Origin of the sequence: Desulfitibacter sp. BRH_c19 (genome assembly GCA_001515945.1) — a bacterium.
GTDB lineage: Bacteria > Bacillota > DSM-16504 > Desulfitibacterales > Desulfitibacteraceae > Desulfitibacter.
Genome location: LOER01000004.1, coordinates 58434 through 84701, shown reverse-complemented (window position 1 = coordinate 84701; position 26268 = coordinate 58434). Strand labels below are relative to the sequence as shown.

Annotated in this window: 28 protein-coding genes; 6 read left to right on the top strand and 22 right to left on the bottom strand. The window is 37.2% G+C overall.

What is annotated here, in order from left to right; translation table 11 throughout:
- Positions 1–81: 81 nt before the first annotated feature.
- From APF76_09060 to APF76_09050, 3 genes are all read right to left on the bottom strand, one after another.
- Positions 82–489, bottom strand: coding sequence for a hypothetical protein (locus tag APF76_09060; protein ID KUO53380.1), 408 nt, complete (start codon positions 487–489; stop codon positions 82–84).
- Between the two features lie 104 nt (positions 490–593).
- Positions 594–1022, bottom strand: coding sequence for a hypothetical protein (locus APF76_09055; GenBank protein KUO53379.1), 429 nt, complete (start codon positions 1020–1022; stop codon positions 594–596).
- Entirely contained in the window at positions 1007–1384 is a 378-nt protein-coding gene (locus APF76_09050) for a hypothetical protein (protein ID KUO53378.1), read from the bottom strand. Before APF76_09050 ends, APF76_09055 begins: the two co-directional genes overlap by 16 nt.
- A 193-nt stretch (positions 1385–1577) precedes the next feature.
- Between APF76_09050 and APF76_09045 the strand changes: the two genes are divergently transcribed.
- The 3 genes from APF76_09045 (at position 1578) to APF76_09035 (ending at position 3546) form a co-directional block, all read left to right on the top strand.
- Positions 1578–2327 carry a hypothetical protein gene (locus tag APF76_09045; protein ID KUO53377.1) on the top strand — a complete coding sequence of 250 codons (750 nt, stop codon included), beginning with the start codon at positions 1578–1580 and terminating at the stop codon, positions 2325–2327.
- Positions 2328–2397: 70 nt separating this feature from the next.
- On the top strand, positions 2398–3096 hold the full coding sequence (locus APF76_09040) for a hypothetical protein (GenBank protein ID KUO53376.1): 699 nt from the start codon (positions 2398–2400) through the stop codon (positions 3094–3096).
- Between the two features lie 69 nt (positions 3097–3165).
- Positions 3166–3546: a hypothetical protein gene (locus APF76_09035; protein ID KUO53375.1), complete on the top strand. Its 381-nt coding sequence runs from the start codon at positions 3166–3168 to the stop codon at positions 3544–3546.
- Between the two features lie 92 nt (positions 3547–3638).
- On the opposite strand, the gene APF76_09030 is transcribed toward APF76_09035, so the two are convergent.
- The 8 genes from APF76_09030 to APF76_08995 form a co-directional block, all read right to left on the bottom strand.
- Positions 3639–4661 (bottom strand): hypothetical protein, encoded by a 1023-nt coding sequence (locus APF76_09030; protein KUO53374.1) that lies wholly within the window; start codon positions 4659–4661, stop codon positions 3639–3641.
- A gap of 30 nt (positions 4662–4691) precedes the next feature.
- Positions 4692–5222 (bottom strand): isochorismatase, encoded by a 531-nt coding sequence (locus tag APF76_09025; GenBank protein ID KUO53373.1) that lies wholly within the window; start codon positions 5220–5222, stop codon positions 4692–4694.
- 126 nt (positions 5223–5348) lie between these two features.
- The gene (locus tag APF76_09020) at positions 5349–5786 is read right to left on the bottom strand and encodes a hypothetical protein (GenBank protein KUO53372.1); all 438 of its coding nucleotides are present in this window, start codon (positions 5784–5786) and stop codon (positions 5349–5351) included.
- Positions 5776–7314 carry a C4-dicarboxylate ABC transporter permease gene (locus APF76_09015; protein KUO53371.1) on the bottom strand — a complete coding sequence of 513 codons (1539 nt, stop codon included), beginning with the start codon at positions 7312–7314 and terminating at the stop codon, positions 5776–5778. Before APF76_09015 ends, APF76_09020 begins: the two co-directional genes overlap by 11 nt.
- Positions 7315–7387: 73 nt before the next feature.
- Complete coding sequence (locus tag APF76_09010; protein KUO53370.1) at positions 7388–8425, bottom strand: hypothetical protein; 1038 nt, start codon at positions 8423–8425, stop codon at positions 7388–7390.
- Between the two features lie 91 nt (positions 8426–8516).
- On the bottom strand, positions 8517–9248 hold the full coding sequence (locus APF76_09005) for a hypothetical protein (GenBank protein ID KUO53369.1): 732 nt from the start codon (positions 9246–9248) through the stop codon (positions 8517–8519).
- A gap of 23 nt (positions 9249–9271) precedes the next feature.
- Positions 9272–10444: a hypothetical protein gene (locus tag APF76_09000; protein KUO53368.1), complete on the bottom strand. Its 1173-nt coding sequence runs from the start codon at positions 10442–10444 to the stop codon at positions 9272–9274.
- A complete protein-coding gene (locus APF76_08995) occupies positions 10444–10767 on the bottom strand; it encodes a hypothetical protein (protein KUO53367.1) in 324 nt (107 codons plus the stop codon). Before APF76_08995 ends, APF76_09000 begins: the two co-directional genes overlap by 1 nt.
- 481 nt (positions 10768–11248) lie before the next feature.
- On the opposite strand from APF76_08995, the gene APF76_08990 reads away from it, so the two are divergent.
- The 3 genes from APF76_08990 to APF76_08980 are packed head-to-tail and all read left to right on the top strand — an operon-like array spanning position 11249 to position 14959.
- A complete protein-coding gene (locus APF76_08990; protein KUO53366.1) occupies positions 11249–12751 on the top strand; it encodes a hypothetical protein in 1503 nt (500 codons plus the stop codon).
- Positions 12748–13854 (top strand): hypothetical protein, encoded by a 1107-nt coding sequence (locus tag APF76_08985; GenBank protein KUO53365.1) that lies wholly within the window; start codon positions 12748–12750, stop codon positions 13852–13854. The genes APF76_08990 and APF76_08985 overlap by 4 nt, the downstream gene beginning before the upstream one ends.
- Positions 13844–14959, top strand: a complete 1116-nt coding sequence (locus APF76_08980) for a hypothetical protein (GenBank protein ID KUO53364.1) — start codon at positions 13844–13846, stop codon at positions 14957–14959. The genes APF76_08985 and APF76_08980 overlap by 11 nt, the downstream gene beginning before the upstream one ends.
- Positions 14960–14965: 6 nt before the next feature.
- On the opposite strand, the gene APF76_08975 is transcribed toward APF76_08980, so the two are convergent.
- The 11 genes from APF76_08975 to APF76_08925 form a co-directional block, all read right to left on the bottom strand.
- Complete coding sequence (locus tag APF76_08975) at positions 14966–16123, bottom strand: carbohydrate hydrolase (protein KUO53363.1); 1158 nt, start codon at positions 16121–16123, stop codon at positions 14966–14968.
- A 13-nt stretch (positions 16124–16136) separates the two neighbouring features.
- Positions 16137–17318, bottom strand: coding sequence for a hypothetical protein (locus APF76_08970; GenBank protein ID KUO53362.1), 1182 nt, complete (start codon positions 17316–17318; stop codon positions 16137–16139).
- A 17-nt stretch (positions 17319–17335) separates the two neighbouring features.
- The gene (locus tag APF76_08965; GenBank protein KUO53361.1) at positions 17336–18274 is read right to left on the bottom strand and encodes a hypothetical protein; all 939 of its coding nucleotides are present in this window, start codon (positions 18272–18274) and stop codon (positions 17336–17338) included.
- A gap of 1 nt (position 18275) precedes the next feature.
- Positions 18276–18542, bottom strand: coding sequence for a hypothetical protein (locus APF76_08960; protein ID KUO53360.1), 267 nt, complete (start codon positions 18540–18542; stop codon positions 18276–18278).
- Positions 18535–20370, bottom strand: a complete 1836-nt coding sequence (locus APF76_08955) for a hypothetical protein (GenBank protein KUO53359.1) — start codon at positions 20368–20370, stop codon at positions 18535–18537. Before APF76_08955 ends, APF76_08960 begins: the two co-directional genes overlap by 8 nt.
- A gap of 9 nt (positions 20371–20379) precedes the next feature.
- The gene (locus APF76_08950) at positions 20380–20760 is read right to left on the bottom strand and encodes a hypothetical protein (protein KUO53358.1); all 381 of its coding nucleotides are present in this window, start codon (positions 20758–20760) and stop codon (positions 20380–20382) included.
- A 48-nt stretch (positions 20761–20808) separates the two neighbouring features.
- The gene (locus APF76_08945; protein ID KUO53357.1) at positions 20809–21594 is read right to left on the bottom strand and encodes a hypothetical protein; all 786 of its coding nucleotides are present in this window, start codon (positions 21592–21594) and stop codon (positions 20809–20811) included.
- 78 nt (positions 21595–21672) lie between these two features.
- Positions 21673–22740, bottom strand: a complete 1068-nt coding sequence (locus APF76_08940) for a hypothetical protein (GenBank protein ID KUO53356.1) — start codon at positions 22738–22740, stop codon at positions 21673–21675.
- The gene (locus tag APF76_08935) at positions 22730–23512 is read right to left on the bottom strand and encodes an aldolase (GenBank protein KUO53355.1); all 783 of its coding nucleotides are present in this window, start codon (positions 23510–23512) and stop codon (positions 22730–22732) included. The genes APF76_08940 and APF76_08935 overlap by 11 nt, the downstream gene beginning before the upstream one ends.
- 17 nt (positions 23513–23529) lie before the next feature.
- Positions 23530–25203, bottom strand: coding sequence for a dihydroxy-acid dehydratase (locus APF76_08930; GenBank protein ID KUO53354.1), 1674 nt, complete (start codon positions 25201–25203; stop codon positions 23530–23532).
- 33 nt (positions 25204–25236) lie between these two features.
- Positions 25237–26259, bottom strand: coding sequence for a 2-dehydro-3-deoxygluconokinase (locus APF76_08925; protein ID KUO53353.1), 1023 nt, complete (start codon positions 26257–26259; stop codon positions 25237–25239).
- Positions 26260–26268: the final 9 nt, after the last annotated feature.

Sequence of the window (26268 nt, the reverse complement as noted above, 5' to 3'; positions counted from 1 at the left end):
AAAATGCTAATTTTAGGTTTTAAATAACACAAAAATTAAACACCCGAATTTTAGGTTCGTTTCCCCCGAGCGAACCTTTTTTTACACTTCATCAATATCGATATCATCTATATCCTTCTTTATTTTCTCCACCTCTAACTCATACTCAGCCACTAAAACTATAACAGCACTTAAAGCTACAAAATATGGGAAAAACAAGGCTAATATAATACCACCATTAACTGGAATGCCAATAACTTTTTGGCCTTCCTTTTTCACTATTATTTTTGCCACATTTCCCTGTTTAATTAAATCTTTAATTCTGTTTAGTAAGTCTTGCCCTTTAACTTTCATTGTATTAAATTCACTATCAAATGTAGTCTTTTCTTTTTCAATAGCTACAATTGCTTCTACCACATCCCAATGATGACTTTCTAAGTAATCCCTAGCTTCCTCGTATGTTGCACCTGTTCTGTCTCTAACTAATTCAACTTTATCAAGTTTTTCCATAGCATTACCTCCCTAACAATTATTTCATGTATTCCTTTACTAAGAGTTTACCCTGTAAGTTCCATTTAATGCAACATATAATACAAAAAATAACCACCATTCTTTTAGGTGGTTATGATAGCTTCTTCTTTTTCAGTTTCACCTACTTCATTATAAAGAAGACCTTTAATTTCGTTAACTATTGTAAATGCAGTTTCTAAGGCAAACTTAGAATTATCTATATCTGCTATAGATAGGCATTCATACTCTGTCTGGAATCTCAAGTCAAAAATCTGAAAGATTGACTTGTGATAACATGGCTCCATTTTTCCACTAGTTACATAATATTTGCCAAGTGCAGCTAACATGGTTGTAGGCTTGTAGGCATTAATCTTATCTTGAGAAAATAGTGCTCTCATACTGTAGAAAACTGCATAATATGATCTGGATATTGAATCACCATAATGTCCAATTCTAAATAGTACTGATGCTGCTTGTAATGAAGATTGAGATTTGTCTAACCAAATGGTGCTCTGGTTTACATTGCTTTCCATACGTCTGCCTCCTGACATTCAATATCAGACAACAGCTTGCCTCTAATAATTTTATGACCTCTATGGAGGCCTTCTTCATATGAAGCGACTCTTAATGAGATTAGGTAATTAAAGCCATTTTTTAACATAATCTTGTAAGCGACATCATAAATACTATTAGTAATATCCGGATTTAATCTCCTTACAACTACTCGCACCTCCATGATTGTATGAGAGGAAACCCACTGGTTAGAAACATCCCCACAGGATATTGCAGCTATTCTGTTTCCAAACTCTTCCTCTATGCATTTTTTCACTTCATCAAGAATTCTTAAACATGTTTTGCTCCTGGAAGACAACTTGCTCACTCCTTTAATAAACATTTTTTCCTCCTACTTTATGGAAATTCTGGACAAGCCTCATAATACCTTTAGCGTAATACTGCGAATTGTGAGAAGGTTTAACTACAAATGACGATTCATGGAATATTCTAACAGAGTAATTCAAATAATAACAATTTACAATAATAAGAGGTATACTACATATATACACTAAATGGGACTGGGGGAATTTGTTTTGAATCGTATAACTTTTTTAGGAAGCGGCGGCGCTAGAATAATGTTATCTACACAAATTTTAGCTACTGGAGGAATGGTTGTTAAACTTGATGATACTCTTTTTTCTCTTGACCCAGGTCCAGGTGCCCTCATCAACATCTTTAGGCATAAGATTAGACCAACTACTTTAAATGGAATAATAGTCTCCCACAGACACCTAGATCATTCAGCAGATATTAATGTGATGATAGAAGCAATGACTAAAGGGGGCTTAGAGAAAAAAGGACAGGTTTTTGCCCCCTCAGATGCACTGGACATTGACCCAGTTGTCCTTAAATACCTTAGATCTTATGTTAAACAAGTATCACCTATAAAACCCCTGTCGAATTATCATATAAACAATCTAGCTTTTACCACTTCAATGCCACACCACCATGGTAAGCAAGAAACATATGGTTTTATATTTCACGGCAGTAATACTACCTTAGGTTATATCCCTGATACAGCATTTTTCCCTGAACTTCTAGATTTTTATAAAACTGATGTTTTGATTATATCCATGCTGCGACTGGAAAAAAGTCCAGTTTTACACCTTTGTGTTAATGATGTAGAAAAAATTATTAATTCTATTAGACCAAGGAAAACTATCTTAACTCATTTTGGGATTCAAGTTTTCCAAAAGGGACCTGAATGTATAGCTAAATATCTTGCAGAAAAAACAAATCTAAGTGTAACTGCAGCAACTGATGGACTCACCCTTGAGTTTTAGTTCGAATAAAGAAAATCGGAATCGGTTAAAATTATTAGGAGAAGCTTAGTTTTGAAGGGAAGAATTTATCGTGCTGATTGTTTTTGCCAGGACTATTATTCTCTTTCTCCTTGTAATGATTGTTATCCGGGTAATGGGTAAGAGGCAAATAGGAGAACTGCAGCCTTTTGAATTAGTTCTGGCTATTATGATTGCAGAACTAGCGACAGTTCCAATGGAGGACAAAGAAATACCTTTAATAAATGGAATTATTCCAATCATTACATTGTTGCTCCTCCAGGTTGTAATAACCTTCATTTCTTTAAGAAGTGACCGCTTACGAGGAGTTATAAGTGGAACACCTAGCATTCTAATTGAAAATGGTAAAATAATAGAAGATGAATTAAGGAAACTCCGCTATAACCTTACTGACTTACTTGAACAGCTACGTCTAAAAGATTTCCCAAATATTGCAGATGTTGAATATGCGATCTTAGAAACTAGTGGCGAGTTAAGTATCATACCTAAATCCCAGAAAAGGCCGCTTACACCAGAAGATTTAAAGGTTGACACTCCATATGAAGGTCTTGCACTTCCTTTAATAATGGATGGGCATATAAAACACAACAATCTAAAAAAATTTAACCTTGATACAAAATGGTTAAATTACGAATTAAATAAATTTGGTATTCATAGCTCTACGGAAGTTTTATTGGCATCTCTTGATACTAAGGGTGATTTGTATATACAAAAAAAAGGTACAAAAAGCAATAAAGATGGCACCCTGTAGTAAACTCGTTCAGCCAAAGCTGAACATCGGGAAATGTGATGGAGAATCTTTGACAAGGAATGATTTATTATGCGCCTAGTATTTACTATGGCTGTTGCCTTAATTGTTTTTCTTGGAATAGGTCTATATAGTGAAATATGGATTTCAAATACTGCCCAAGAAATTTCAATAGAAGTCTCCAAGCTTGAAGAAATGATTAATAATAGAGATTGGGATGAGGCATCCCAATTAATAGATAATATACAGAAAGATTGGTCCAGTATAGAGGAAAGCTGGGATATTATAGTAGACCACAGAGAAATGGATGAAATTGATTTGGCCTTAACTCGTTCAATTAAGTTTATAGAGGCTGAAAGTTTTGATTTAGCCCTTGCGGAAATAGCAGTTTTAAAGCATATGGTTTTACATATTGCTAAAAAAGAATCCCTGAAAATCCTTAATATATTCTAAAAGTGAATACAGTTTTAGAATATAGAATACAGGAGTTAGTGGTCAGAATGAGGTCATGGAAGAACTCCTGTATTCTGTCTTCTGAATTCAAATCATGTTTTAGATATTTGTACATCTGGTCTTACTACTTGTATCCAGGTCTTTCCCTTCACAAAGCTAACTTGTTCCCCGTTGTCATTATAGTAAATTGTGGGTCCTGTCATGTTTTTCTTCTCCCATGTTCCTTGATAATACTGCCCACCTAAAAAATATTCAGCTTTACCCTCACCAACAACATCTACCCAGATGTGCAGCAATTTAGTTTGTAAACTACGGTGATTAGCATATTGAATAACTATGTTATTTGTAAAAATTTGTTGACCTGTTTCTCTATCATCATGCACTTTGTCATTTATAAATCTCAGGTAAACCTTATTATCATTGTCCCATTCATATCTAACCCTGTTAGATCCGGTGTAGCGAACGCTAATCTCTGTATATGTAGGTTCTATCTCTGGTATATCTACGAAGACCCAGTCCTTGAACTTCCCATTTTCCTCTTTACCCTTTAAAGCCTCTGCAAAGTTTAGATATGTACTATGCGGTCTCTGTCTTTGCTTATCTAAGAAAAATCCTCTGTGCCCCCTGGTGTCATCTATGTCTCTAATTTTCCACTCTACAGCTTTTGCAAATGCATCATCAGATCCCCCTACATGTGCATAATAGGCGTCCCATTCCTTAGCTAGCTGCATATAGTATGGTCTAGCACTCCTTATAGGGCCAACAAACTCAGGAGGATTACCATAAAATAGTGCCATAAGCCTAGTTATTAAGCCCTCCGCCTCAATTTCATAGACTATGTCTGCTTTTATCAGCCCTGATTGTGGTCTCGCAGGAGAAAGATTGTCCACCATAACTGCTATAAGGTTTCCTGTTGTTTCTACCTGCATCCCTGTCAATGGATTATATATTCCTGAGGGTTCTTCAGGTATATCTATCACAGCTTCTTCTGAAATCTCATTATCCACATCTGTTTTATCTGAGTCATTATCATTATCATTGTCAGTCCCACAGCCCCCAATGACATTTATGGTCAATAGAATTATTAACATCAAGGTCAATAGCCATTTTTTCATAGATTATGATCATCCCTTCATTCCATCTGTCTATATAATTTCTGCACCCAATACATTTTCCATTTGCTGAAGTGCAAACCTATGGGCCTCGGTATCAAAACTTGCTACCCCATCCTTATATACGATTACTCTATAATCTCTGTTGCAAAGCTCTTCAACAGTATAAAGTACACAAATATTAGTGCAAACGCCTGTTATATATATCTCATCAGGATTTTCCCTTTTTAGTATTTCTTCCAGATTTGTGTTGTGAAATGCACTATGACGTTTCTTTTCTATGCTATTCACCTTGGGATACATTTCTAAAAAAGTTAATTCTTCAATGACTGTTGCGCCCCAGGTCTCCTTAATACAATGAGCTGGAAAACGTTCAAATTCCAAATCATTTATGATGTGCGCATCCTTTACCAAAACAATAGGCTCGTTAGCTTTAATAAATTCATTAACTTTCTGGATCACAAAGGGGGTAATACTTTCAGCATCTTCACCACAATTCAATTTTCCATCAGGATGCATAAAATCATTTAGCATATCAATTACTAGCAACATTTTTTTTGGCATTTTTAGTTCCTTCCCTTAATTTAATATATTCTAATTCTATGCAGCAAGGAAATTATCCTGCCCCAAAATCAAAAGAAAAAGAGACCTTTTTTGGGCAAGGTCTCTTTTAGTTTAGATTCCTATTTACTAGAAAAATATTCCTTTAGGCAATGGTACTAGAAATACATTAGCAAATAATGTATAAAACCCGGTAGAGACGACAACTGCCAGAAGTGTGGTCTTTAAGGCACTTTTAGGTGAACGATCCTCTGCCAAGAACCAGAAGAATACCGCCATAAAGAGCATGCTAGTCAGAAGGAACCCTAAAATTGGCATTAATGCAACATAAGCTATCATACCAAGGAGCATAGCAAACATATAAATCTGTCTGTCACCATCGAAAGTCTTGATATGCTTTGGTTTTTTAATACCTATTACCAACTGTATTATTGTAAAAAATGCCAACACAACTATAATGACCTTGGGGAAGAAAGAACCAAGATAACTTACATTTGCTAAAGAATTCCAAGCTACAGCACAAACAGCAAGTAGAAATACAGAAAAGATATTTTCATTAGTTAACATGGGTTTCTCCCTCCTGTCTTTTTTTCATTGCTTCTATCTTCTTTTGACGTTTATCTGAAATAAAAGGCCAAAGGGCGGAAATAATGCACATTACTATTAGCACTAGGGAAATAGGCCTTGTAAAGAACATTGCTAATGTGTTACCTGAGGCTTTTCCCATTAGCATTGCTTGAACCAGTCCATTTTCCGCAATACTACCTAAAATTAAACCTAGTACTATGGGCCCTGGGGGATACCCAAGTTTTCGAGTTATATATCCTATTAAGCCAAACAGTACCATAATATATACATCAAGCATATTATTACGAATACTATAAGAGCCTATCACACACATGAATACAACTAACGGTGCTAGATATGAAGGTGATATATTAATGACTCTAGCCACATATCTCGAACCGTAAAAACCTAGAAAGAATAAGGCAATATTTGCGAAGATTAAAGAAATGAGAAACGTATAAGTTATCTCACCAAATACGGTATAAAGTTCAGGTCCAGGCCTTAAACCTTGAAGCATTAGGGCACCTAGGAGGACTGCAGCTGGTGCTGCTCCTGGTATACCAAGAGTTAACAACGGCACAAGAGAACCCGCGACTTCTGAGTTATTTGATGCTTCTGCAGCAGCAACGCCTTCAATTATTCCAGTACCAAACTCCTCAGGTTTTTTTGAAAACCTTATGGCTTCATTATAAGATACCAGAGCTGCGATATTACCACCTGCACCAGGAACAATTCCTACAAAAGCTCCAATTATTGCTGACCTAAATAATAGCATTGGTTTACTACTTAGCTCTTTAATAACAGACCATGCTACACCCTTTTGGGATTTATAAATATTAATCTTAGCCTTGTCAGCAGTTCGCTCTACCATATTAAATATCTCAGGGATACAGAACAAACCTATCAAGGCTACTATTAGCTGTAAGCCGGCCTGTAATTGATGAAATCCAAAGGTAAAACGCATGTCCCCTCCTATTGGGGAGATACCTATGGTTCCCAGCAGAAGGCCTAGTGCACCACCAATCAAACCTTTAATGATTGATTTAGATGCGAGTGTTGCAATGATGGTTAAACCAAATATAGCTAGCCAAAAGTATTCAGGAGGTCCGAATTTTAGGGCTACATTTGCTAATAGTGGTGAGAATAATAATAGTATAACTGCTCCTATGAGGCCACCTACACTCGAACTATAGGCTGCTGCAACTAGGGCATGTTCTGCCTTCCCCTTTTTTGTTAGAGGATAACCATCAAAGGTTGTTGCAATTGATGAAGGTGTCCCTGGAGTATTTATTAGAATTGCCGCAATACATCCACCATAGATTGCACCCACATATACTCCACCCAAAACCATCAAAGCTGTAGTAGGTGGCATAGTAAAGGTGAATGGGACAAGTATTGCTAAAGCCATGGTAGCAGTAAGACCTGGCAGCGCGCCTACTATAATCCCAGCCGATAGTCCTACAATCATTAGAAAGAAGCTTAATGGATCAAAAACATTTCCTAGTGCCACGATGAAATTCTCCAACATATCTATACGTCATCTCCTTTCATAAATAGTGATTTTCCCGGGTCACTTAAGACCCGGGAAAAAATCCACCATATTACTGTAAGCTTTCTAATAACTCAGTATATGTTTTTGTCATGGCATCTAGATAAGCTTCTGCTTCATCTATACCCATTGCTACAGGCACAAAACCTTGTTCTGTCATTTGCTCTCTAAGACTCTCATTATTTGCAATCTCCATAAATGCATCAGAAAGAACTTGTTTGTACTCATCAGGGGTTCCAGGAGGAACTCCTACACCTCTATCAATACTTGGAATCATGTCGTATCCTTTTTCAATAAAGGTTGGAACATCTGGAAGAGCTTCAAATCTTTCAGTACCGCCAAAGGCTAGTATTTTCATACTATCTTCATACTTTACTAAGGCGTCAGAGTTAGCCATTACTGCAGCGACGTGACCACCTAAAAACGCTTGCATTTGTGGAGCAGCTCCAGTAAATGGAACATACGTCATAGTAACACCAGTTAATGCTTCAAATTCGATAGCTGCAATGTGATGTCCTGAGAATGTTCCTGAACCACCTACTGTAACAGCTCCAGGATTTTCAGTAGCATATTCAATAAACTCTTCTAAAGTATCAAATGGGCTATCTTTTTGAACAGCAAGACCAACTGGAGTTCTCTGGAAGAAAGCTACAGGCTCTATCTGATCAGTTGTGTAACCTGCATTATCCCTGGATAATGGTTGTAATATAATGTGAGGAATGTTAATTCCAGTCATTGTGTATCCATCTGGTTTAGCATTCACCATTTCTGACCAACCAACTGCTCCACCACCACCAGCTTTATACGTTACAACAACACTAGTTCCAAGAATCTCTTCTAACAATGGTTGCTGCCTTCTAGCCTCAACATCCGACTGTCCACCTGGATCAAATGGAATTACATAAGTGATGGCTTCATCTGGATAATTTGGATCAACAGTTGCTTGTTCTTGACCCTCATCAGGTTCTTGCTCTTCTACGTTACCACCATTACCTCCGTCATTACCGTTGTTTCCGCCACAACCAACTACTAAAGCCATGGACAACAATAAAATCAACAAACACAAACCTAATAATTTAACCCTACGCATTTAATGAACCTCCTCCTAATATCTCTTTTTTATTTTTAAAGGAATTATCCCTTTAAAACAAAGTTGTTCTTACCAGATAAAGGTTTCTAGTCTATTCTATTAAAACATCTTTCTCAACATTTTTAAGATGTTCTAGCATAGCTTCTCTTGCTTTTTCTCCATCTCTAGCCATAAGGGCATCTGCTATTTTGAGGTGCTCCTTTAATGATCGCAATGGCCTACCCTCAACAATAGAGGCTCTTGCCCTGGAGTCAGAGAGCAAGTCCAACAAATTATCCATAATATTCTCAAGAACACTATTGTTAGCAGCTTCTGCAAGTAAATGATGAAACACCCCATCCTGTTTGGCTAGAACAGTTAAAAAGTCACTATGGGTACCCTTTTCTAATATATATATAGTCTCGTTCACCAAATTATATATCTCTTTTAACTGGTCATCTGTTCCATTCTGACAAGCCCATACTGCTGCCTCGGTTTCTATTAGCTTTCTTATTTGGAAGAGCTCCTCAATTTTTCTCTGGTCTACAAAAATCTGAGAGATAAATTTCTTCATATACTCATCAGGGTCATTATTTGTTATGAAAACTCCTTGTCCGTGCCTAATACTCACTACTCCTGATACTTCAAGGAGCCGCAATGCTTCTCTAAGGGAAGTTCTGCTAACGCCTAGCATGGTTGCCAATTCTCGTTCTGAAGGTAGTTTGTCACCTGGTTTTAAGTCCCCATGCAAAATACCCTTCTTTAATTCTGCTATTACCTTCTCATAGACGTTGGCAGAGTTTTCATTGACTGATTTAAATAATGTTTTTTCTTCGACCCACATAATCTACACCTTCTCCTAAGATACTAAATGCTTAAGCCAACTCTATGAATTGCAAAGCCTGTTGTTTCTTTTAAAATCTCACATTTAGTAAGTTTTCCTGAGAGGGTTTCAACTACTTCATTGTAAATCATATCCCCAGCTTCTTCTAAAGAGATTTCTCCAGCAAGAATACCACTTACATCCAAATCTACAGTATCATTCATTTGTCTCCAAGAATTAAAATTACCTGTTATTTTAATTGTTGGCATTAATGGATTTGATATAGTGTGGCCTCCACCTGTTGAAAACACCAACACCTGTGCTCCAGATGCTGCAATGCCGGTAATGGATTCTGCTCCATGTCCAGGAGTAGCCATAAGATAAACACCTGGTTCTTTGTTTGTGATTATGTCAGCATGCTTAACAACATCAATGATTGGGGCTGAACCACTCTTTTTAGCACCACCAAGTGATTTTTCTTCTATCGTACTAATGCCACCTGCTATATTGTCACCAGTAGGCTGAGAACCTCTGATATCTTCGCCTGTAGCAAAAATTCTAGCTTCGAAGGCACCTATTTCATCCATTATCTTCTTGGCAACTTCTGAATTTTTGGCTTTTGCTGTTAACCACTCCTCAGCACCCATTAATTCTGGAAATTCAGCTAAGATGGATCTTCCACCTTCTCTTATAAATCTGTCTGAACAAAAACCTAAGGCTTGGTTAGATGAAATTCCAGAGGTTGTATCGGAAGTGCCACAGTTAAGTCCAAACAGGAATTGACTAACATCGGCTTCCTCTCTTTTCATGGTAGAAAGCATTCTTCTTAGATTCATAGCCTTTCTAGTAGCAACTGCAGTAGCTTCAATGGCTCCTCCTACTTCTCTAATGTTAACTGATTCTACAGGTTTTCCTGACTTAGCTATTTCTTCAGTCATTTCATCAATATTGCAATAAGCTTCTTTAAAATGGTCTACTATAAGTACTGCACCAACGTTTGGGTTTTTTGCAAGATTACAAAGTGTTTTGAATGTCATTTTAAGATCGGACATTGTCTGGCATCTTCCAAGGTGGTGTGTGATTGGAACAGCCCCTTCAATAGTATTGGCTACTCTTTCCACAACACTATTTGCATAAATAGTAGCTGATAATACTAATAAATAGTTTCTTGAACCTACTTGTCCATCTGGTCTGTAATATCCATACCATTTACCCATTAACATGCACATCCTTTCTCTTTTGCTGCTAAGTCTCCTCTACCTCTTAAAGGTTCGATGTTTTGTATATGAGTATGTTCACCAACAGCTATGTCTGCTGTTGCTCTGCCTATACTTAACCCATATTTATAGACTATATCTCCTACCTTAATTGGTTTTATTGCCACCTTATGTCCATAAGGTATATCAGAAGAAACCTCAATTTGCAGGTCTTCTCCTAGTACAGTTACAGGTATTGTCATACCCTTTTTTACATCATTACTTAAAATTGTAGCTACATTGTCCTTTACTTCATCAACTACCCAAGAAATCTTTGTGGCCATTAATATTCCTCCTTTTTTAAATTGTTTTGCTGAGGTATCTCCCCTAGTTAAGTACTACTACCATATATCTTATTAGTACTTTCCTTGAACTGGTAAGAAGTCTGTGGTCGGTGGTCCAACCTCTATCTAAGATTATTCTACATTGCTTTTTGTTTTCCTGCTGCTATAAATAATTATTATGGATAAATTTAATATATTTAGTTTTTATATGTTCCCAATGTTTTCATGCTTGTAATTTAAATCTGTATTCATGCTTTATATAGTTATACCTTTTTCTTATGCTTGGCAATTGAAATATCCCTTGTTTATCCTGGTTACCCAAGAACGCATAAAACCCCTCCAAAAAACAAAGATTATATGGTGAAGCTTATACTTAGAAATCAATGAAAAGTTGCAGCAATGAAGTAAGTAACTGATGCATTAGAAGTAAAGTTTAGATGTGCAACTTATGGTTAAAGAGGGTTAGGGGAGGTATTACAAAATGGACCTAAATGAGCTAAAGGAATATAAAGATAAGATCCATTACATTGATAAAAAAGTAGAAAACAATTTATCAGTACTTGAGTACTTTTTTGTTAATAGTGAAATAATATGCAAAAGAATAACCAATACCTCCAACAAAAAAGCACTCTATGGAATAGCATATCTTGATAACTCAATTGACATAAACCTCCTTAACAGAGATGTATTAAAACCCATCAGAAATCATGTGTCAAAGGGCTCTGCTCAAGCAATTGTAATCTCAGAATTAGAAGATTCCATTGGTAATATAAGTGAAGTATGTAATCTGGATGAAGCAATGGATTTTTTAGTGCAGGGGTTTGTATTATTCTTCGCAGAAAGTTATGAAAAAGCTTGGATGATAGAACTTAAAGGCTTTCCAAAGCGCCCTGCAAAGGATCCTGAAAATGAGGGCCAGGCACGGGGACCCAGAATAGGGTTTACCGAGATCCTAGGGGAAAATACTGCACTTATTAGAAGGTTAATAAAATCTAGTGAGCTCAAATTTAAAACATTTGTTATTGGTACAAAATCCAAAACAATGATTCAACTTGTATACATAGAAACGCTAATAGAGCAAAACGTTTTAAAGGAAATAGAAAAACGTCTAAAATCCATTAAAACAGATGTAATTGTAGGTACAGGTCAGTTTAACGAGTTTATAACTGACCACCCTAGTTCTCCTTTTCCTCAAACGTTAAGGACAGAAAGACCTGACTCGGCTGCAGCAAACCTGTCGGAGGGCAGGGCAGTAATCCTGGTGGATGGTCAGCCTGATGCCATAATAATACCTGCTCCAATGACAGTCTTTTTTCAAACACTAGACGAATATAATACACCTTGGATATTTGGTTCTTTGCTTAGACTTATTAGGTGGGTCAGTTTCATAATAGCTTCAAGTCTCCCAGGTTTTTATATTGCAATAATATCTCTAAATCACGAGATCCTGCCTATTGGGTTTCTAGTGATTATAGCAGAATCTAGATCTAGAGTTCCCTTTCCGCCCTTAATTGAAGCTTTTTTAATGGAGATTACCATCGAAATTTTGCGAGAAGCCGGTATTAGACTCCCTGGACCACTTGGTCAAACTATAGGTATAGTAGGAGCCATAGTTATAGGGGATGCAGCTGTTCAAGCAGGGCTAGCAAGTAATATTATGGTTATTGTTGTTGCCGTTACTACCATTGCTACCTTTGTACTTCCTACCTTTGAATTTGGTTTAACTCTTAGATTTATCCGTTTTCCACTTATGATACTGGGATATTTCTTTGGTTTTGTGGGATTATTATTGGGTCTTGCATTTATGATAGCACACTTATGCATTATAGAAACCGTTGGCATACCATATCTAACCTCAATATCACCCTTTAGAACAAGAGATATGCAGGACACATTCTTACGCTTGCCCCCTTTTTTAATGACCAAGCGACCTGCTAGTGCAAGGGATTCAAAGAGAATTGTCAATAATCGGAGGAAAAAATGAAGCAGTTAGGTGGGAAAAATACAATCACAAGCTTTCAACTAATTTTTTTGATACCAGGCATTCAAGTTGGTGTAGGTATTTTGTCCCTATATAGAACAGTTTTCGAAGCAGGTGCTGGTCCTGATGCTTGGATTTCTATAATCATTGTGGGATTTCTGGCTCAAACAGCTATTTTCTTAATGATCCATTTGGCAAGCTGTTTTCCAGAAGACAGCCTTATAGATTATGTAAACAAGCTCTTGGGAAAATTTCTTGGCAAGCTCTTTTCTGCTGGAATTATGCTGTATTTCATAATCACTTCGGCTTCTATCGCCAACGTCTTTGCGTTCGTTCTTAGGATATGGGCCTTACGTGAAACACCATTTTTTATTCTTGTCTTATTCAGTTTAGTGCCAGCTTCCTACATAATTGCTAATGGAGTAAAGGTATTGGCCAGATTTTCTTTTATTGTATTTGCTTTAACTTGGTGGATTATATTGATACTTATTGTACCAATTACCCAAGGAGATATTCTAAATATCTTACCAGTGGGTCAATCTGGACTCTACGGCATAATTAAAGGAACACTTGGAGCTTCCTTCGCATTGGTAGGTCTTGAGTTTTTACTTCTCTTATATCCCTTTGTGGATAGAAAGAAGGATGTACTTATCGCTGCTTCCGTTGGAAATTGGCTTACAATAGCAGCTTATGCACTGACTGTCATAGCTTCAACTATTTTCTTTTCTCCAATGGATATTGTCAAACAGATTTGGCCTTCACTCCAAATGTTGAAGATTCTGCAATTCACCTTTTTCCAAAGGTTCGAGGTGCTAGTCTTAAGCTTTTGGCTACTTCTTGTTATTGTTACAGTAGCCGCCTATCAGTGGGGGGCTGCATATACATTGCATAAGCTTCTCAATCTAAAAAGTTTTCAAATTAGTGTGCTTTCTATTGGTGGAATTATATATATTGTTTCTACAATATTAATTAAAGACCTAAATCAGGTACTAAGTATACTAGATTCACTTGGGTTCGTTGGCATTGCCTTAATCTCCATAATCCCTTTTATGCTTTTGATAATCTATTACCTCAAAAAATGGAGGTCAAAAAAACATGACAAGTAAACTCAAACTTATATCAATAATTATTTTGATTATTATTGTATCTTTTACACTCACTGGCTGTTGGGATACAACTCCCGTAGAGACGGTGGGCTTTGTAATATCCCTTGGAATTGATTTGGATGAGGATGATCCAGAACTATACATTTTTACTTTTAGTAGCCCTGTTTTTAGTGAAGATGCAGAGGAAAACATTGAGGTATTAAGTACTAAAGCAAGGTCTATCCTGGATGCTGTAGAGTTCATCCATAAGGTAGGAGGAAGGGTGTATGTACCTGATCATTTGCAGGTACTCTTGGTTCATGAAAATGTCGCAAAAAAAGGCGGCTTACTTGCCTTATTTGATACCTTATACAGGGATCCCGAGGTATCTAGTTTAGCCGATTTGGTCATATGTAAAGATCCTGCAAAAGAAATAATTGCCACCAATTTCATGGATAAGCCAAGAGTTGGCATATATATTAAAACTTTATTAGATACCCTAGTTTTAGCCGATGAAATAATGCCATCAACACTACTTCTCCACTTTCGACAACAGGCAATGGACTACGAAGTTGGTAGAGATCCTACCGCACCTGCAATAATAGTTCTAGAAAATGGAGTATATATAAAAAATATAGCACTATTTAAGAAGGATAAGCTTGTTGGTTATCTAGAAGGTCAGCAAAATATTTGGTTCACTATTCTAGCGAAAGGGGCACAACCAACTTTTTTCTACCCAAGGGTAGATAATGAATATGGTTTTATCACAAAAAAAACCACCAGGAAGATTACACCAGAATTAGTTGATGGAAACATTTCCTTCACTATGGATGTGGATATGGAACTAAGGCTAGACCAATCCACCAGCAGTCTATCCATGGATTTAAGTAATGACGATTTCAAGAAAAAGCTTGAAGCTGAGGTAGCAGAATATCTAAAAGCAGAATTCAAAAAGACTGTCCAAAAGATGCAGGAGGTTAACTCTGATCCCCTGGGTTTAGGTAAAAGATTTCGCGCAAAATACTTTGACGTCTTCAATGAAATAAACTGGAGGGAGCATTATCCCTACGTAGATATCAATGTTAATGTATCTGTAGACATTACTCAGTATGGTATTGTTAAATAATTACTGTTATAAGCTAGGCCCTAAACGGCTGAGACCAAATTCAAAATGACCCAGCTTTTCAGCCTTTGTTAATTTCCCATTAGCAGTTTTAAGAATCTCCTCAAAAATATTGGCTCCAACTTGATCTATTTTCCCTTCACCAGAAATAATTGTGCCAGCGTTTATATCAATATTCTCTTCCATAAGTTCATATGTTTTGTTATTGGTAGATACCTTTATTACTGGGACTATTGGGCAACCTACAGGAGTACCCCTTCCAGTAGTAAACACCACTAGTTGCGCACCGCCTGCAGCCATACCTGTTATAGATTCAACATCGTTTCCCGGAGTATCCATTATTACTAAACCCTGTTGTGTAGATTCATCACCATAACCTACTACTTGAACAATGGGCCTTGAGCCACCTTTGTAAATACACCCTAGCGACTTTTCTTCAATTGTTGTTAGACCTCCTGCAATATTGCCAGGTGAAGGTTGTGCACCACGAATATCTACCTTCAGCTTTAAACAGTCCATTTCCCTGTCTGCAACTATTCTTTTAATCTGACTGGCTACTTGACTGTTAACAGCTCTTTTGCAAAGGATATGTTCAGCACCAATAAATTCAGTAGTTTCACTTAAAATAACACGTGAACCAAGATCAACCAGCATGTCTGAAGCAGCTCCTAGTGCCGGATTGGCTGAAAGTCCTGAGTATGCATCAGAGCCACCACATTCAGTACCAAGAGTTAGCCTTTCTATTGAAATACTCTCCCTTTTCTGCTCGGCTAGAGCTAACATCAGTTTCCTACCAATCATGATACCCTTTTCAGTAGTTGCTAAAGTTCCCCCTACTTCTTGTATTACTAGTGTTTCAACAGGTTTGCCTGTTTTTGCTATCTCTTGTGCAATTAACCCGGCATGGATAGTTTCACATCCCAAACCCACAACCAATACTGCACCCACATTGGGGTTTTTGCCCATTCCTGATAATATTTTTAGAGTGGTCTCCTTGTCAACACCAATTTGGGAACATCCATGCTGGTGGGTAATAAGACGTGCCTCTGGTATTCCGGAGGCAATGTTTGCAGCAACTGTATTGGCACATACTACTGAGGAAAGTATAAGTAAATGATTTCGAATTCCTACATCACCATTTTCTCTAACAAAACCATTAAAATGCATATTATTTGGCTCCTTATTTAACTGTTTCCTGGGCTCTTTTTATCCAAGCTTTGATTATGTCAAAGTCATTGTTGATGTCACTATTATACTGCTGTAAACTACCTGTATTTATATAGAATGATTGAACATCATTTCTCTTGCAAATATTCCTTACTTCATTGATTTTATGAAAAATATGATCTTCAGATGCAGTATATACATCAGAGGTAGGCTTTAAGCAAAACTCTAAAGGTATATTAGGACAGCTACTAGCTGCAGTTTCATAGTTGGTCCATGCACTAACATTTAAAAGATCTATATTTGCTATCTGTTTTATATACGGAAGCATTAAATTAATGTTTCCACAGCTGTGCCAGTAGGATATCCCGCCATGAAATTCAGATAACTCCTGCTCATAGGGGAGCGCATATTCCTTATATAGATTTGGTCCTATAACATTACAGTCTACTTCATCATTATACAGCAACCCTTTACCAATTGGACTGCCTAGAACTTTTTTGCGTTGTACATACCAGTCCTTATGGGCATCTGTTAAATATCTTATTAATTTATGAACAAAGCCAGGATCAGTCATACAGTCTATAGCAAAATTTTCAAAGCCCCTGACATGAAATGCTAATGCAAATGGTCCTCTGAGAAGCTCTGGAGGCGCAACGGTAAAGCCACTATCCTTTAGAATTTCTGATAGCTCATTATAAAAATATACTCCTAATGCACCCAGACCATCTTTTTCAAATACTGGTATTTCAAGACTATCGAGCATATCCTTCTTCTTCATTGGTGTTCTATGTCCCATCCATGGGTAATCATCGTCATGGTAGATAGTATCTATTCCAAAAAATGAAGCATCAAAACTAGTACCAAAGTAGATGGGAATGGTTCTAGTTAAAAAAGTATCTTCGCCCATGTGAAATAAATCAATAGCATTTTGCAGATAATGTTCTAGATACACCATTGGTTTAGTGTAATAATCCTTCACACTAAAACCATAAATTTTTGCAAACATCGTAGGACCTGGATCAGCAACAATTGGTATTTTATTGTTAATCGCATTTTGATTTCTACTAGGATGTCTAAACTTATCTCTACTATAGGTAGGTGCCTCTTTCCATAATTGAATCCTTCTGTTGTTTTCGCCGTTTTCAATAAGCTCATCAACCCTATCTAAAAGAGCCTTTATTCTATCATTTATCATTGCTAATCCCCCTTTCTCTATTCTACTGCCTGGATCTTATCCCCTAACCTCTGATCCAAAATCTTATGAATTCTGCTTTTTACCATAGAATAATTATACTGATCAGCAGGTGAAAGAGGCTGTTTCGGTTTTCCAAAGTTAAAGCCTCTAACATCAAGAGCTGCCTTAAAACCTATGGGGAATGGTAACGAAAACATTGCCCTAACTAAGTTAAGAATAGACATTTGGAGTTTTTGGGCTTTTTCATAATCTTTCTTCTGCCAAGCTTCATAAATTCCAACCATGATTTCTGGGACAACACCTACTGTGGCTGACATTGTTCCCTTCGCTCCTGCCATAAGTCCTGTTAAAAACATTTCTTCTCTACCAATTAGGATATTAAGGTCTTCTCCCGCAATGCTTATTTTGTCCATGAAATGCATCAAATCAACCATACTACCACTACTATCCTTCATGCCAATAATATTATCCAATCTGCTTAATCTTTTGATTACATCATAGCTAATGGGCTGCGCAAATAAAGGTATATTGTATAAATTTATTGGAAAATCCGGTAGCGCCTTTGCAAGTTGTGTATAATGCTCTTCAATAATCTCCTGTGTCGCAGGATAATAATATGGTGGTGCTACTACTACAGATTTACAACCAATTTCCTTAGCTGCTTTAGTTAGCTTTATACACTTAGCCGCACAGCTATCAGCTGTCCCAGGCACTACTGGGACTCTACCGGCAGCTTCGTCAACTACAATTTCCATTACTCTAACTTTTTCATCAAAACTCATATGAACAAATTCTCCCACACTACCTAGTGGGAATAATCCAGTTACACCTTTTTTTATCAGCCAGCTCACATACTTTCTTAATTGCTCTTCATTTACTATCCCTTCATTGTCAAAGGGAGTAATCATCGCTGGATAAACACCCTCAGGTTTAAAAAAGTTCTCTTTTGTATTCATATTATCCGCCCCCCATTATAGGAATCAAAGCCATTACATCTCCATCAACCAAAGCCCTTTTTTCAATAGGCATTTTTACTGCCCTACCATTTAACATAAGGCAAATCCTGTTTTTCTCTAAATTAGATTTTAATGGCCAATTAATAATTTTCTCAATCTCTTTTAATGCTTCATTTAAATCTTTACTAACAGTTAAGATTTTTTCCTTAGCACCTACTTCAATTGCTGTAACGGCAAAGAACTTTATTTTAATTCTAGCCTTAGACATTATCACTTAATCCCAATTGATTAAGCTTTTTTGAAGTGGGTTTTCCGTCCTTAGTCCATCCCCGAACGAGATAATAGTCTTGAAGCATTTCTTCAAGAGGAACAATCTGCCCCTTGCCAGGACCTTCTGAAAGTCTTTCTTTTAATAGTCGTGCAGGAAGTGTATCATCCTTGGATGTAATACCTTCACTTAAATTGAAAAGACGTGTCAGGTTATTAACTCTTTCACCTATCTTCATTAGCTCTTCAGTTGATGAAAAAATCTTCTGTCCAGTAAGTGAATATAGTAAATCAGTAATTTGATTTGGCCCCAAGGCAAATATTGCAAACAAACAAATGCCTAAACTATCTACAATAGTAAACCAATCCTGCTCATTCTTTACCAATTCAGCCTTAAACTCAGTAGATAAAGGATCCATCCTGTGGTTATTGCTTAGTACCTCTGCCTTTACTGGAAAAGCACTTAAATGACATCCACCCCTATCACTAGTAGCATAAGCGAGTCCCATTCCAAAGGATGCTCTTGGGTCATATGCAGGAAGTTCTAACCCTTTTACATGCATAGCAAAACTTTCACTATCATGCCCCAAAACCTTGGCAGCACGCCTAACTCCCTCTCCTAAGGTCTCACCAAAGCCTTCCCTTTTTCCCATTAGATGTACTAGGTTAATTATTGCGTCATCATTTCCAAAGGAACACTCAAAACCTAATTGTTCCTTGCTAACTAAGCCCTTCTCATAACATTCCATTATGAAGCCAATTGCATTACCAGCAGAAATTGAATCAATTCCATAATAATCACAAAGGTATTCAGCATAGACAACCGCACCCATATCACTATTTCCACAATGAGCGCCAAACGCCCAGACATTCTCATATTCAGGACCTTCTACATATTTATCAACATATTTTCCTTTTTTCACTTTTGAATATTTGGAACAGGCAATTGGGCATCCGAAGCAGGATCTATCCTGTTCATATAGCTCTTTTACAAGTTCATGCTCATCCACTTCTTCGGCACCTGAATAGGTTCCTCCCTGGAAATTCTTGACAGGCAGCACTCCGGCTTCTCGAATAAACGAATAAATACTGTTAGTTCCAAACTTGGGTCTAGATCCTCCTGTGTCTGGACTAATTGCTATCTCGTTTTTAGCTTCCCTGTTAGCGATCATAAACTCTTGGTAATTATCAATATTTATTCCATTGTTTCCTTTAACTACAACAGCTTTTAGATTCTTTGAACCAAAAACTGCTCCTGCTCCGCCTCTTCCGTAGGCTCGTCCTTCTGCTATTACACCTGCCATCAGAACCTGTTTTTCTCCTGCTTCCCCAATGCAGGCAACCTTGTAATCCTCACCGTGCTTTTTCTTTAGTAATTCGTGGGTTGTTAAGGTATCTATTCCCCATAAATCTTCGGCGGCTTCTATCGTTATTTCACTATTATTGATTAGAACCACTACAGGATTTTCTGCCTTACCCTTTATCTTAATAATATCAAAGCCTGCTGCTTTCATCTCTGGGCCAAAGCTTCCGCCACAGTTACTGTCAAGCCAGATGCCAGTTAATGGACTCTTTGTCACAATTACGGATCTACCACTAGCAGGGGTTAGTGTTCCTGTTAGTGGTCCTGTTGCAAAGATAAGCATATTTTCAGGCGACAAAGGGTCACAGTTTTTTGGCAATTCATCATGTAGTATTTTAGCTCCAAAACCCTTTGCTCCCAGATAATTTTCTACTAATTCTTGGGGTAAATCTTCTATATTGAAGGATCCTTCAGTCAAATCTATAGTTAAAATCTTACCTGCATAACCTGGAAGTTTATCATTCATAATATACACCTACCTAACTAAAGCCTTAGTTGGACACCAATTTACACACTGATACATTCCATTACAGCTATCACAAAACAATGGATACTTGCCATCTGTAGGAAGTGTTCCAAATGGACAAACCTCACTACAATCAAGACACCCTGTACAAAGATCAATATTAAACTGTAAATTCTTCTCGCTATCCATTGACAACGCTTGTTCTTTACATGCTTTTACACATGGTTTAGCGGCACAATTCCTACAAAAATCAACTCTGCCTATCTGTGGCCAATTATCTCTATAACGCAGTCTCGCTTTTTTAGTATTGACACAGCCTTCATGTTCCATAGAACATATAATCTCACAAATGCTGCAGCCAACACATTTATCCTTTTTAAACTTTAACAAAACATCACCTCCAACTCTTACTCCAACAAAGTGAAACTTCGGTTTTGATCAATAGGAAGACCTGTAACCTAGTAATCTGGAAATTGTTTCGGCAGACACTATGGCTTTATTAGCTAAAGAATTTTCTATTCTTTCTATACTTATTCTATCACATGGGCCAGCAATACTAACTGCTGCAACAACTTGGCCAAGATGATTTCGAACTGGGGCTGCAACACATCTAACGCCGTCTTCATTTTCTATATCATCAATAGCATAACCTTGTTTTCTAACCACTTCCAAATGTTCCATTAAGGTTTCATAGTCCACTATTGTTTTAGGGGTTTTCTTGGGTAATTCTGTCTCTAGAATCAGATTTTTAATCTTTCTCTCTGGCAAAAATGCTAATAAAACTTTACCTGCTGAAGTGGAATGGGCAAAGCCATGCATGCCAATACGGGAATATAGCCTTATTGTATTACAGCCTTCAACCTTATCAATATAGATAATATTGTTACTTTCCATAACAACCAAATGAACAGTTTCATTGCAGTCTTCTACTAATTTTTCTAGTATTGGCCTGGCAATTTTACGGATATCAATATTATCCAACAATTCACCTGCGAGCCGAAGTATTTTTAGCCCCAATGTATATTTCCCAGTAGAGGTTTCTTTAGATATGAAACCTCTACTCTCCAAAGTTGAAAGGAGTCGAAAAGCAGTACTCTTATGCATATCAAGGTTCTTTGCTATCTCTGTTAGTGTGAGTTCTTTTTCAGATATACCTACAATCTCCAATACTGATAATGCTTTAGCTACAGAATTAATCTGATTCTTTTGCTCCATTTGCTCCATTGTTACTTCTCCCCTTTGATAGATCCTCATAGAATAATACTGACAATTTTGTTGCTATTTATAGAATATTTTACCATACTATTCTCTAGATCGAATAAATTCACTAATATCAATAGCCATATTTTTATCTTCTGCTACGATATGCAAACAAACTCCCCTGATTGGTACTTGTGTACATATTTCGTGAACTTCTTCTAAAGATAAGTCCCCCCACACTACCAACTTTTTTCCCCTATCAACAACTTTCTTAAAATAAGGTATCAGTTCTGTTATTGTAGGGCCACCTACATCTTTATTTATCTGAATCACCTTAAGTAATTCAATCGATAGTATTTCATCTAGAGCAAATAGTGATGCTGGATGTAAATGAATTAAACTATTTGGATATATAGCTGATATTTCTTTATTTGCTTTCTTTAGATATTGGGAATATAACTTGGGAGAAAGTAGCGCACAGGCATCTTCCTGAAACCAAATCGCTTTACCTGGACTCCACAAGCTGTAAAAACCAAAACCTGTACCTCCAGCAAAACACTCAATCCTTTTTTGCTGAAGTCTTATAAACTCAACAAAGAGTTTTGTTACTTTATCCTGTAGTTCCAGGGCTTCTTCAGGATACAAAATATAGTCAATAGCAAACTGCTGATGTCCCCTTAAACAGGACATCATATCTGAAGGGCCTCTTAATATGGGCTGTCCTATTGGAAATCTCCCCTGAGATAAGTTAATCAGTTTTTCTATAAACTCCATATATTTCAGAACCCATGGGTTAGCTGAATTAAAAGCAATTTCCCCAATATCAGCCCAATCTAAATCCCTGGCCTCAGCTATAAAAGAACTGTTTCCGCCAAAGATTTCACATCCTAGCATTGCCTCCATCCATGGAATGCCAGTAAATGGACTTGCAACCAAGGTCAGATCCTGCTGAACTTCCATAGTTTCTTGATACATTCTTTCATAGTCATTGAAAAAATCTTCAACTACTATCATTTCCGGAGTAATACGTAAACCATCAACCAAAAGATTTTCAGCACCTGAATATCTTTTTGCAGGAAAATAAGGTCCTAGGCTAAATCCAAATAGGGGTCTACTCATTTCTTCTCCTGCCCAGAAAGCGTTGTGCATTTGGCGTTGATTAGTTTTCATGGGAATCTCCTTTTAAGTTCTGCATTATATTTTTACATTGCTCGTAAAAGATACCAATATCTACTGAATAAGAAATGTACTTTACCCCTGCATTTTCCCACTTCTTTGCATTTTCTAGGGTATCAACAAATGTCCCCACATAGATGCCCTTTTCCTTACATTTTTGAATTATCTGCTTCATTTTCTCTTCAACTATTGGATGATCAATTTGCCCTGGCACACCTAGAGATTGTGACAAATCATATGGTCCAATAAACAAAACATCGATACCACTTACATCCATTATCTCATCCAAGTTGTTTATGGATTCTTGACCTTCCAAGTGCATAATAATTAATGCATCATTGGATTTTTTGAAGTATTCATATCTGTCCATCGAAGAGTAGTTTGCCGCTCTAACAAATCTGCACACACCCCTCATTCCTTGGGGCGCAAATTTTGCCAGTCTAATGATTCTACTGGCATCTTCTGCATTTGAGATTTGTGGTACTTGAATTCCTGCTGCTCCAACATCAAGCACTTCACCAATAAGTGAATCACAGTTCTCCTTTACCCTAACTATTGGTAAAATATTAGAATTTTGTGCAGCCCTAATGAGATTCTGTAGAGTTTGCACATTATTTGGACCATGTTCCAAATCTAATATTATAAAATCAAAACCTCCATAACCAGCAGCCTCAATAATACCGGGATCACTAGTTTTAGAAAAAGGTCCATATACTGCTTCATTTGTTAATTTTTCTTTGAATTTTTTAATCTCTTCAAAAAGCATTTTATCACCACTTTGGTTTAGTCTTCTAATTCCAAAATCGCACCCTTGTTTGCTGCTTTAACCATTTTTGCGTATAAAGCCATATATCCTTTTTTAATCTTAGGTTCTTTTGGATGCCATTGTTTTTTGCGAGTTTCAAATTCTACTGAAGAAATCTCTAAGTTCAATTTCCGCTCATTAATATTTACTGATATGGTATCTCCATTTTTCACTAAAGCTATGGGACCTCCATCTGCTGCTTCTGGACAAATATGTCCAATAAATCCGCCTTTGTTAGATCCACTAAATCTACCATCAGTAATTAAATATACGCTTTCAGCTAGCCCGTATCCATCTAGTAATTTTAATGGTGTATACATTTCTCTCATCCCTGGACCGCCCTTTGGTCCTTCATAGCGAACCACTATCATATCTCCCTCTTGAATTGCATTATCATATATAGCAGCAATTAATTCCTCTTCTGCGTCAAAAACCTTTGCTGGTCCTGAGCATACCAGTCTGTCTTCTGGAATAGCTGCAGGTTTTGCTATAGCCGTTTCAGGAGCCAGATTGCCCTTTAATACTGCTAATCCACCAGTAGGTTTAAATGGATCTTTTAGTCCTTTTATAACTTCCCCATCAGCATCTGGAGGAGTAAGTTTATCTAAATTGTCTTTTACTGAGTCACCAGTAACTGTCAAGCAATCTCCGTTTAAGATAGGCAATAGCTCCTTAATTACCGTGGGTATTCCACCCACCCTATAAAAATCAACCATGTCGTATTTACTGGCAGTAACCAAGGATGCAATATATGGAGTAACCATACTGAGTCTGTCAAATTCCTCTATCGCAAGTTCAATCTCGGCTTCATGGGCTAGTGCCAGTATATGAAGTACAAGATTTGTTGAACCACCAATGGCAAGCCCTACTCTTATTGCATTCTCAATGGATTCTGGCGTAATAATTTTTCCTGCTGTAATAGCTTTGTTTACTAAATCTATTATTTGTCTGCCTGATTCCCTTGCTATTACCATGCGTTTAGCAGATACTGCAGGTATTGCTGCACTACCAGGAAGAGATAATCCTAATGCTTCTGTTAAACAACACATAGTATTTGCTGTACCAATCATTTGACAGGAACCTGGACCAGGACAGACACTATTTTCAATTTCTTTGAATTCTTGATCACTAATTTTACCAGCCTTGAATGCCCCTGTTGCTACTTCTATAGTATTTACATCCACATTTTCGCCTTTATATCTACCTGTTTCCATTGGCCCACCGGTAACAACAATGGTTGGTAGATTTAGTCTTGCAGCCACCATTAACATACCCGGAACTATTTTGTCACATGAACCTAAAAGAACCATGCCATCAATTTGGTGTGCTTCAATCATTAATTCTACACTATTTGCAATTACATCTCTACACGGTAAAATATATTTCATACCCTTATGCCCCTGAGCTATTCCGTCACAAGGACCTATAGTTCCAAATTCAACAGGCATACCACCCGCTTCTTGAATACCCTCTTTTACCGCAGCAGCTACTTGATTTAAGTTAAATTGTCCAGGACAAACTGTATTCCAAGAATTTACAACTGCTATAATTGGCTTTCGCAGATCATTATCTGAATAGCCCATTCCTTTATATAGTGCTCTTGTAAGTGCACCAGCTGAGCTGTTTCTAAATTCTTTACTTCTCCATTCCATAGTATAATCCCCCATTTGCTCTTGGTCTCTAGATTAGCGTTGCACCCTTCCGGATCCATCTCCATTGACTAATGTTTTAACCTCTTCCAAAGAAACATGATTAAAATCTCCATGAATTGTATGCTTCAGACATGAAGCGGCTGTAGCAAACTCGATTGCATACTGTGGGGAGTATTCTTCTAACAATGAATATAAAAGTCCACCTGCAAACGCATCTCCGCCACCCACTCTATCTACTATATGGACATCGTATTTTTTAGAAAAGAAATAATCTTCACCATTATAAAGCATGGCTCTCCAGCCATTATCAGAGGCTGAATAGCTTTCCCTTAAAGTTATGGCTACATGTTTCAGATTAAATCTTTTTGCTAATTCACTCGCTACATGCTTGTAGCCATCATCACTCAAATGACCGGCAGATATTTCACTTCCTGCTGCCTTAATTCCAAATACCTTTTCTGCATCTTCCTCATTGCCAATTACAATATCAACATACTGCAATAATTCTCCCATAACTTCTCCTGCTTTTTCAGGAGTCCATAGCTTCTTACGGTAGTTTAAATCAACAGAAACTGTAACACCCATCTTTTTTGCTGTTTTCAAAGCCTCTAGAGTTGCTGCAGCAGCACCCTCGCCTAGAGCCGGTGTGATTCCTGTAAAGTGGAATAAATCAACATCCTTTAATACCTCTTGCCAAATAATATCACCAGGTTTGATGTTACTAATAGCTGTATTGTCTCTGTCATAAATAACCTTGGATGCTCTCTGGGAAGCACCATATTCCAGGAAGTAGATACCTAATCTCTCTTTAGCAAGTTTAATATAACTAGTATTAACACCATAACGCCTTAATTGGTTTATGGCACTCTGGCCCAAGTCGTTATCGGGTACCTTTGTTACAAAATAAGAATCTAGTCCATAATTTGATAAGCTTACTGCTACATTCGCTTCTCCACCACCATAGATTGCTTGGTAGGAATCGGTCTGTATAAACCTTTGAAAGTTAGGTGGAGCTAAACGAAGCATTATTTCTCCAAATGTGACTACCCTTTTCATCTTTCTCCT

What these genes read in the sequence shown, in the direction of transcription:
- APF76_08970 (KUO53362.1), bottom strand. Translation starts at nt 17,318, where the DNA reads ATGATAAATGATAGAATAAAGGCTCTTTTAGATAGGGTTGATGAGCTT.
- APF76_08960 (KUO53360.1), bottom strand. Translation starts at nt 18,542, where the DNA reads ATGTCTAAGGCTAGAATTAAAATAAAGTTCTTTGCCGTTACAGCAATT.
- APF76_08985 (KUO53365.1), top strand. Translation starts at nt 12,748, where the DNA reads ATGAAGCAGTTAGGTGGGAAAAATACAATCACAAGCTTTCAACTAATT.
- APF76_08975 (KUO53363.1), bottom strand. Translation starts at nt 16,123, where the DNA reads ATGCATTTTAATGGTTTTGTTAGAGAAAATGGTGATGTAGGAATTCGA.
- APF76_09020 (KUO53372.1), bottom strand. Translation starts at nt 5,786, where the DNA reads ATGTTAACTAATGAAAATATCTTTTCTGTATTTCTACTTGCTGTTTGT.
- APF76_08930 (KUO53354.1), bottom strand. Translation starts at nt 25,203, where the DNA reads ATGGAATGGAGAAGTAAAGAATTTAGAAACAGCTCAGCTGGTGCACTT.
- APF76_08925 (KUO53353.1), bottom strand. Translation starts at nt 26,259, where the DNA reads ATGAAAAGGGTAGTCACATTTGGAGAAATAATGCTTCGTTTAGCTCCA.
- APF76_08995 (KUO53367.1), bottom strand. Translation starts at nt 10,767, where the DNA reads ATGGCCACAAAGATTTCTTGGGTAGTTGATGAAGTAAAGGACAATGTA.
- APF76_09055 (KUO53379.1), bottom strand. Translation starts at nt 1,022, where the DNA reads ATGGAAAGCAATGTAAACCAGAGCACCATTTGGTTAGACAAATCTCAA.
- APF76_08945 (KUO53357.1), bottom strand. Translation starts at nt 21,594, where the DNA reads ATGGAGCAAATGGAGCAAAAGAATCAGATTAATTCTGTAGCTAAAGCA.
- APF76_09025 (KUO53373.1), bottom strand. Translation starts at nt 5,222, where the DNA reads ATGCCAAAAAAAATGTTGCTAGTAATTGATATGCTAAATGATTTTATG.
- APF76_09050 (KUO53378.1), bottom strand. Translation starts at nt 1,384, where the DNA reads ATGTTTATTAAAGGAGTGAGCAAGTTGTCTTCCAGGAGCAAAACATGT.
- APF76_09030 (KUO53374.1), bottom strand. Translation starts at nt 4,661, where the DNA reads ATGAAAAAATGGCTATTGACCTTGATGTTAATAATTCTATTGACCATA.
- APF76_09015 (KUO53371.1), bottom strand. Translation starts at nt 7,314, where the DNA reads ATGTTGGAGAATTTCATCGTGGCACTAGGAAATGTTTTTGATCCATTA.
- APF76_08955 (KUO53359.1), bottom strand. Translation starts at nt 20,370, where the DNA reads ATGAATGATAAACTTCCAGGTTATGCAGGTAAGATTTTAACTATAGAT.
- APF76_08935 (KUO53355.1), bottom strand. Translation starts at nt 23,512, where the DNA reads ATGCTTTTTGAAGAGATTAAAAAATTCAAAGAAAAATTAACAAATGAA.
- APF76_08990 (KUO53366.1), top strand. Translation starts at nt 11,249, where the DNA reads ATGGACCTAAATGAGCTAAAGGAATATAAAGATAAGATCCATTACATT.
- APF76_08940 (KUO53356.1), bottom strand. Translation starts at nt 22,740, where the DNA reads ATGAAAACTAATCAACGCCAAATGCACAACGCTTTCTGGGCAGGAGAA.
- APF76_09010 (KUO53370.1), bottom strand. Translation starts at nt 8,425, where the DNA reads ATGCGTAGGGTTAAATTATTAGGTTTGTGTTTGTTGATTTTATTGTTG.
- APF76_09035 (KUO53375.1), top strand. Translation starts at nt 3,166, where the DNA reads ATGCGCCTAGTATTTACTATGGCTGTTGCCTTAATTGTTTTTCTTGGA.
- APF76_08965 (KUO53361.1), bottom strand. Translation starts at nt 18,274, where the DNA reads ATGAATACAAAAGAGAACTTTTTTAAACCTGAGGGTGTTTATCCAGCG.
- APF76_09000 (KUO53368.1), bottom strand. Translation starts at nt 10,444, where the DNA reads ATGGGTAAATGGTATGGATATTACAGACCAGATGGACAAGTAGGTTCA.
- APF76_08980 (KUO53364.1), top strand. Translation starts at nt 13,844, where the DNA reads ATGACAAGTAAACTCAAACTTATATCAATAATTATTTTGATTATTATT.
- APF76_09005 (KUO53369.1), bottom strand. Translation starts at nt 9,248, where the DNA reads ATGTGGGTCGAAGAAAAAACATTATTTAAATCAGTCAATGAAAACTCT.
- APF76_09060 (KUO53380.1), bottom strand. Translation starts at nt 489, where the DNA reads ATGGAAAAACTTGATAAAGTTGAATTAGTTAGAGACAGAACAGGTGCA.